The sequence below is a fragment of the uncultured Sphingomonas sp. genome, from assembly GCF_964237335.1.
Classification (GTDB): Bacteria; Pseudomonadota; Alphaproteobacteria; order Sphingomonadales; family Sphingomonadaceae; genus Sphingomonas.
In genome coordinates, this window is sequence record NZ_CAXSHM010000021.1 from 50,002 (window position 1) to 56,650 (window position 6,649).

Below are 6,649 nucleotides of genomic sequence, written 5' to 3' on the forward strand. Positions count from 1 at the left end.
GGGTCTTTCGGCGCTCAGGCGGCGATCAGAACTTCACGCGCGCGCCGATGCGGATCAGGTAGAGCGAGTTGTTCAAGCTGACCGCCGCCGTGTTGGGCGCGCGCTCGGCACTGTACCGATACTGAGCGCAGGCCTGCGACGAATTGGTGTCCGCCACCGCCGCCGTGCCCGTCGGCGTAGCGACCGCGAGGCACTGAACGTTCACCACCGAGCCCGTGTACGGGAAGCCGAGCTGACGCAGCCCGCCCCAATTGTGGTTGAGGAGGTTGGGCAGGTTCTCGATGTCGCCGAAGATCGAGATGCGCGACTTGCCGATGAAAGTTGGGATTTCCTGCTCCAGATGGAGATCGATGCGGGTGAAGGCCCGGTTGAACTCGGTGTTCTTGGGCACGATGCTGCCGCGGTATTTCTTCAGGTCGGTCGAGTTTATGAGGGAGTCGACCGCCGCTTGCGTGGCGGCGGTATCGTAGCTGACGAGCGGGTCGGTGGTGCTGGTGGGCACGTACAGCAGGTAGCGGTCGTTGTTGCTGATGGTACCGAACACCGGCGAACGCGTGCCCGTGTTGTCCTGCATCGTAAAGCTGTAGGGCCGCCCTGCGCGGGTGTCGCCGAACAACTGGATCGCGGTGCGATAGTCGCGGAAGAATGCGTGATCGAAGCCCACCGAATAGGTGACCCGCCATTTGGTCTCGTCGCTCGACGTGCCGTAGCCCGGGAAGTTGGGATCGGTCACCGCCTGGTTGCCGTAGTTGGACAGCGCCACCGAGGACGTCGCCGCCGCCGTGTCCTTGACCTCCTGCCGCGTGTAGCTGGCGCCGAACGACAGCCCGAACGGGAAGTCGTAATTCGCCCGGACGACGCCGATGTGGCTGAAGCCCTTGGACGTATCGCTCAGGATGATGTCCGAATTGGTGTCGTTGAACGTCGTCGTCGAGCCATAGCGCGGGCGGCCGTCGGGCAGTGTGCCGATCACCACCGACCGCGCGTCGGTGAAGATGATCGCGTTGCGGACCTTGGTGTAGATGTAGTCCAGACCGAGCGTCAGGCCGCCGACCTTATAGTCGGCGGACAGCGTGCCCTTGTAGCTCGACGGCAGCTGGAAGTTGGGCGACAGCGCGTTCGTCGTCGAACTGACCAGCGCGCCTGTGTTGGTCGTCACGTAGTTGGCGACGAGGGGGTTCACCGCCGCGCCGTTGACGTTGTTGAGCGCGGCTTGGCAGATGGCGGCGGTCACCGTCCCCGCGTTCGCGATGCAGCCCGCGGCGTTGTTCGCGCGCGTGAACGTCACGCGGTTGGACAGGATGGTGTTGGAGAAGCTGTTGGACAGATAGATGTCCGGATTGCCGCCCGCGAAGATGCCGAAGCCGCCGTGGAACCGGAGCCTGTTGGTCACGCGGTAGTTGAAGCCGATACGCGGCTCGAACTCGGTCAGGCCCTTGTACGTCTTCGTATTGGGATAGCCGTAGCGCTGCTCGAAGAAGGGGTTGAGGACAGGCGAACTGCTCTGCGCGAATAACGTCTCGCGCACGCCGTAGGTGACCAGCAGGCTGTCGTTCACCTGCCAGTCGTCCTGGATGCCGAACGCGAACTCGCCATAGGAGAACTGGGCCTGCGCGCCGGTGGGCGAGCCGTTCAGCGCCTGGCCGATCGTGAGCGAGTCCGCGTTCTTGGCCGCGTAATCGGCCAGATTGTCGAAATAATAGCCGCCCGCGCTATACTGCAGGAAGTTGTTGACGGTCGAGTTCCGCGTGTAGTCGGCAAGGATCTTCAACTCGTGGCCATCGAGACGCAGGCGGGTGAGGAACGATCCCTCATAGGTCTTGAAGGACAGCGTGTTGGTCTGGCGGCTGATGTCGGGGCCGAAGGCAATCCGGGGCGACCCGGTCGAGCAGGCCGTGATCGTGGACGTGTTGGCGCCGCCGCTCGCCGTCAGCGCGCTGGTGGGATCGGTACAGACCTGGAACTGGGCGAAGCCGAGACCCAGTTCGGAATCCTGGCCGCGCTTGGTGGTCTTGTAGATGAAGCGGCCTTCGGTCGAGAAGTTGCTGGTCCAGTCCGAGTTCAGCTGCGCGATGCCGGCATGGAGGACCTCGCTAAGCCGGTAGGCGTCGGAGGACAGGCCGAGCGCGGGGCTCGATGTCGAGGTGCTGGTGTTCTGGAGCGAGTCGGACTGGTCGAACGCGTTGATGTACGTCAGCGACAGGCGCTGGCCGTCCACGATGTTCCAGTCGATCTTGCCGACGTACTTCTCGTCCTTGTTCTGGGTCAGCTGGAGCACGGTACCGGCGTTGTAGCCGTACAGGCTCTGCGCCTCCGACGTGACCGTGGAGACCTGCGCGCCCGTCAGGTTCGGGACGCCGGCGATGTTGTTCGGGCTCAGCGGGCGCGGGTCGGTGTTGCGCTCGCCCGAGACCATGAAGAACAATTTGTCCTTGATGATGGGGCCGCTCAGCGTCGCGCCATAGGTCTTGCTGTTGTAGCTCGGCACCGTGACGATATTGGAGCCGATCTGCTTGCCCTGGATGCCGCTGGTGCTCTCCGAATAGAAGCCCGTGCCGTGGAAGCTGTTGGAGCCCGAGCGCAGCAGCACGTCGATGGCGCCGCCGGTGAAGCCCGTCTGGCGGAAGTCATAGGGCGCGAACGAGGTGCTGAGCGAGTCGATCGCGTCATAGGGCACCGGGCCGCGACCGGTCGGGCTCGCGTCCGCGTTGAGGCCGAACGTGTCGCCGACGGTCACGCCGTCGATGGTGAAGCGGTTGAAGCGCGGGTTGACGCCGCCGAAGCTGACCGCGCCATAGGTGCCGTTGGACAGGTCGAGCTGCGCGAGCGGATCGCGGCGTTCGAGCTGGCGCACGTCGCGGTTGACCGATGCGACCTTGCTGATGTCGCGCTGGTCGAGAACGGTCTGCGGCCCGGTCGAGGTGATGCCCGCGCGCGAGATGGACGAGGCGGTCACGACGACGTCCTGGGACGACGCGTCCGTCGGGGTCGACGTGGCGGTGCCGTTGACGGCGTTGCCTGTTTCGTTGGCGGACAGGTCGACGGGGACTTCGAACGGCTGCTGGTTGACCGTGAAGATGTCCGTGACGGTCTTGTTGCCCTGCGCGCTCGTCACCACCAACGTATAGGGGCCACCCGGCTGCAGGCCGGGGAACGAGAACCGGCCATCCGTGCTGGTCACCGCCTGCGTCTTCGCGCCGTTGGCGGTGTTGGTGACGAGCACGGTCGCGTTGGCGACCGGCTGTCCGCCTGCCGTCACGGCGCCGCGGATGGTGGACGTCGTCTCCTGAGCCATGGCGCTCGCCGGTGCGATCAACGCGACCGCGGCCACGCCCAGAAGGAACTTGTTACGCATTGGAATATTTCCCCTTTGACGGGCCGTCCCGGGCGCCGCCGAGTCAGGCCTTGGGGCCGTGATATTTCGTTTCGGTGACACGCGGGAGGTGGTGTTTCGCCTCGCCGCATTTGACTCATGGTGCGTTGCAAAAAGGCATCGGTTTGCAGGAACCAAGTGGTACTTCGGTGTGGCGCGCTCAGGGAGCGGTAACGATCGCCGCCCAGCCCGCCTCGTCCACCACGCGGATACCCAGTTCCGCCGCCTTCTTCAGCTTCGATCCCGCCGCCGCGCCCGCCACCACCAGGTCGGTCTTCGCCGACACCGACGCCGCGACGCGCGCGCCCAGCGCCTCCGCCTGTGCCTTGGCCTCGTCGCGCGACAGCGTTTCCAGCGAGCCTGTGAACACCACCGTCCTGCCGCTCACTTCCGACGCGCGCACCTCGAGCACGAACGGCGGCGGCGTCACCTCGCGCAGCAGGTCCTGCCACAACGCGCGGTTGTGCGCCTCGTGGAAGAAGTCGGCGAGCGCGTGGCCGACCGCGGCGCCGACGTTCTCCACGCCGATATGCTCGGCGACGGCCTTGTCGAGCCGCGCGGCGTGCCGTGCATCCGTCTCGCCCAGCACGGGTTCCAGCGCATCGCGTAAGCCGATGATCGCATCCGCCAGCGCCTCGATCGCGCCCATGGTGGCATAGCGTTTGAGGAGGTCGCGGGCGGTGATCGCGCCGACGTGGCGGATGCCCAGCCCGAACAGCAGCCGCACCGGATCGGGCGACCGCTTCGCCTCGATCGCGGCCAGCAGATTGTCGACCGACTTCGCCTTCCAGCCCTCGCGCGCCAGGAGCGCGTCGCGGTGGGCGGCCAGGCGGAAGATGTCGGCAGGCTCCGCGATCCAGCCGAGGCTCAGGAGTTCCTCCAGCGTCTTGTCGCCCAGCCCTTCGATGTCGAGCGCCCCCCGGCTGACGAAATGTCGCAGCCGCTCCAGCCGCTGCGCCGGGCAGATCAGCCCGCCGGTGCAGCGGATATCGACCTCCCCCTCCTCGCGCGTCGCCTCCGATCCGCATTCGGGGCAGTGGGTGGGAAAGGCCCATGGCGCGCGGGCCTCGTCGCGGGCCAGGTTCTCGACGATCTGCGGGATGACGTCGCCCGTGCGCTGCAGCACCACCCGGTCGCCCGGGCGCACGCCCAGCCGCCCGATCTCGTCGGCGTTGTGGAGCGTCGCGTTGGTGACGACCACGCCGCCGACCGTGACGGGCGCGAGCCGCGCCACGGGCGTCAGCTTGCCCGTGCGCCCGACCTGCACGTCGATCCGCTCCAGCGTCGTCTGCGCGCGCTGCGCGGGGAACTTGTGCGCGATCGCCCAGCGCGGCGAGCGCGCGGCGAAGCCAAGCCGCGCCTGCCAGTCGAGCCGGTCGAGCTTGTAGACGACGCCGTCGATGTCGAACGGCAGGTCCGCGCGCCGCGCCTCGATCGCGCGGTACGCCGCCAGCGCGGCCCCGGCGTCCGCCACCCGTTCGAACGCGTCCGCGACGGGAAACCCCCAGCGGCGGATCGCGCCAATTACCTCCGCCTGCGTGTCGCCCGGCACCGCCGACGCCTCGCCCCAGCCGTGCGCGAGGAAGCGCAGCCGGCGGTCGGCAGTCACGCCCGCGTCCTTCTGGCGCAGCGATCCCGCCGCCGCGTTGCGCGGATTGGCGAACTGGCGCGCCTTGGCCGGATCGTCCGCCTCCGCCAGCAGCCGCGCGTTGAGGTCCGCGAAGTCGGCCTTCGCCATGTACACCTCGCCGCGTACCTCGAACACGTCGGGCGCCCCGGCTGGCAGGTGGCTCGGCACGTCGGCGATCGTGCGGACGTTGGTCGTCACCACCTCCCCCACCTGCCCGTCGCCGCGGGTCAGCGCCTGGACGAGCACGCCGCCTTCGTAGCGGATCGAGCAGGACAGGCCGTCGATCTTGGGCTCCGCGGTCATCGCCACCGGCTCGTCGTCGGCGAGGCGCAGGAAGCGGCGGACGCGCGCGACGAACTCGGCCACCTCCTCGTCCGAGAAGGCGTTGTCGAGGCTCGTCATCGCGAGCGCGTGACGGACCTTGGCGAGCGGGGAGACGGAGGCGACACCGACGCGGGCGGACGAGCTGTCGGCGCGGACCAGCCCGGGATGCGCCGCCTCCAGCGCCCGGTTGCGCGCGACGAGCGCGTCATAGTCCGCATCGCTGATCTCGGGCGCGTCGTCATCATGATAGAGCCGGTCGTGCCGCGCGATCTCGGCGGCGAGGAAGGCGAGCTCGCTGGCGGGCGAGTCGTGATCGGGCGCAGCCATCGGAACGGGTTAGGCAGGCTAGGCCCCACCAGCAACCCGGCACGCGATGAGGGACTGGTTCTCGAGACCCACGCCGTCACCCCGGCGTCGTGCCAGGGCGATCGATGCCCAGCAGTCGTTAGGATGATTTCTAAAGGGGGTAATCAGATGGCGCTCCAGCTTAATCGCGAGTCAGCATGGGCGGTGCTTCGCCGCCTTGCGTGTTCATCTGGGCTACTGCTCGCATCCGCTCTTGATCGCTATGACTACCGAGAGACAAAAGCGACGACTGATTCATAACAAAGTCTCGAAGACGATTGGCCAAGGCAGATGCAACATCCGGGAGCCCAATCAGAGAATAAATATACCTCTGAGCATCCTTCCCGAACGTTATGCTATGAGCTTCGGCAACCCATAGCCGGAATGTCATGCCTTCAACTTGAACAACCTGGCTGCTTGAATGGATCGTGGATTTATACCGGTTACCCTGTGATACTTCTGCAGCAGTGTAGTTTCCCTCGTACTCCATCCAGTACAGAGATGATTTGAAGTCAAACCTCAAGGCAAGAGACCGCGCAACGTCAAAGGCAGAGGTCGCTATGACCCAAAAGAATGTTGTGTAAGCTATAAGGGGTAAAACTTGTGATAGTGACACTTGAAGACGTTGAGCAAGCCAGATGCAGGAGAAAGCGGCCACCACAACCATCGACAACCCGTACACGTTGATCGCTGTGACGAGTTGCGGATCGCCAGAAGCAAAGGTGCGGTCTCCCTGAAGCCCGTTTATCGCAAACGGCACCGGTTGGCTTTCTTCGACAAGACTGCCCTGGAAAGAGCCCGATCGGTGATTCAGGTCAATATTGGGATCAAAACGCGAATAGCGGCGGTTAGGGACCTTTTCCCACCATCCGTCCTGCATAGCTCGCAAAAGCTCTGCCGATATCAAGGCTGGATTACAAGATAGGTAACTGCTCACGGGGTTGGCGGGAGAGGGTTGCGGTGGGCGCGAGTATCTG

The 6,649-nt window shown here is 65.6% G+C and carries 3 protein-coding genes; all 3 read right to left on the minus strand.

The window, feature by feature from the left end:
• Nucleotides 1–25: 25 nt before the first annotated feature.
• Nucleotides 26–3,355 carry a carboxypeptidase regulatory-like domain-containing protein gene (locus ACFE65_RS11680; protein ID WP_375382533.1) on the minus strand — a complete coding sequence of 1,110 codons (3,330 nt, stop codon included), beginning with the start codon at nucleotides 3,353–3,355 and terminating at the stop codon, nucleotides 26–28.
• A gap of 178 nt (nucleotides 3,356–3,533) precedes the next feature.
• Nucleotides 3,534–5,654 carry an NAD-dependent DNA ligase LigA gene (ligA, locus tag ACFE65_RS11685; protein WP_375382534.1) on the minus strand — a complete coding sequence of 707 codons (2,121 nt, stop codon included), beginning with the start codon at nucleotides 5,652–5,654 and terminating at the stop codon, nucleotides 3,534–3,536.
• A gap of 160 nt (nucleotides 5,655–5,814) precedes the next feature.
• The coding region (locus ACFE65_RS11690; RefSeq protein ID WP_375382535.1) for a hypothetical protein at nucleotides 5,815–6,649 on the minus strand (835 nt) is incomplete at its 5' end.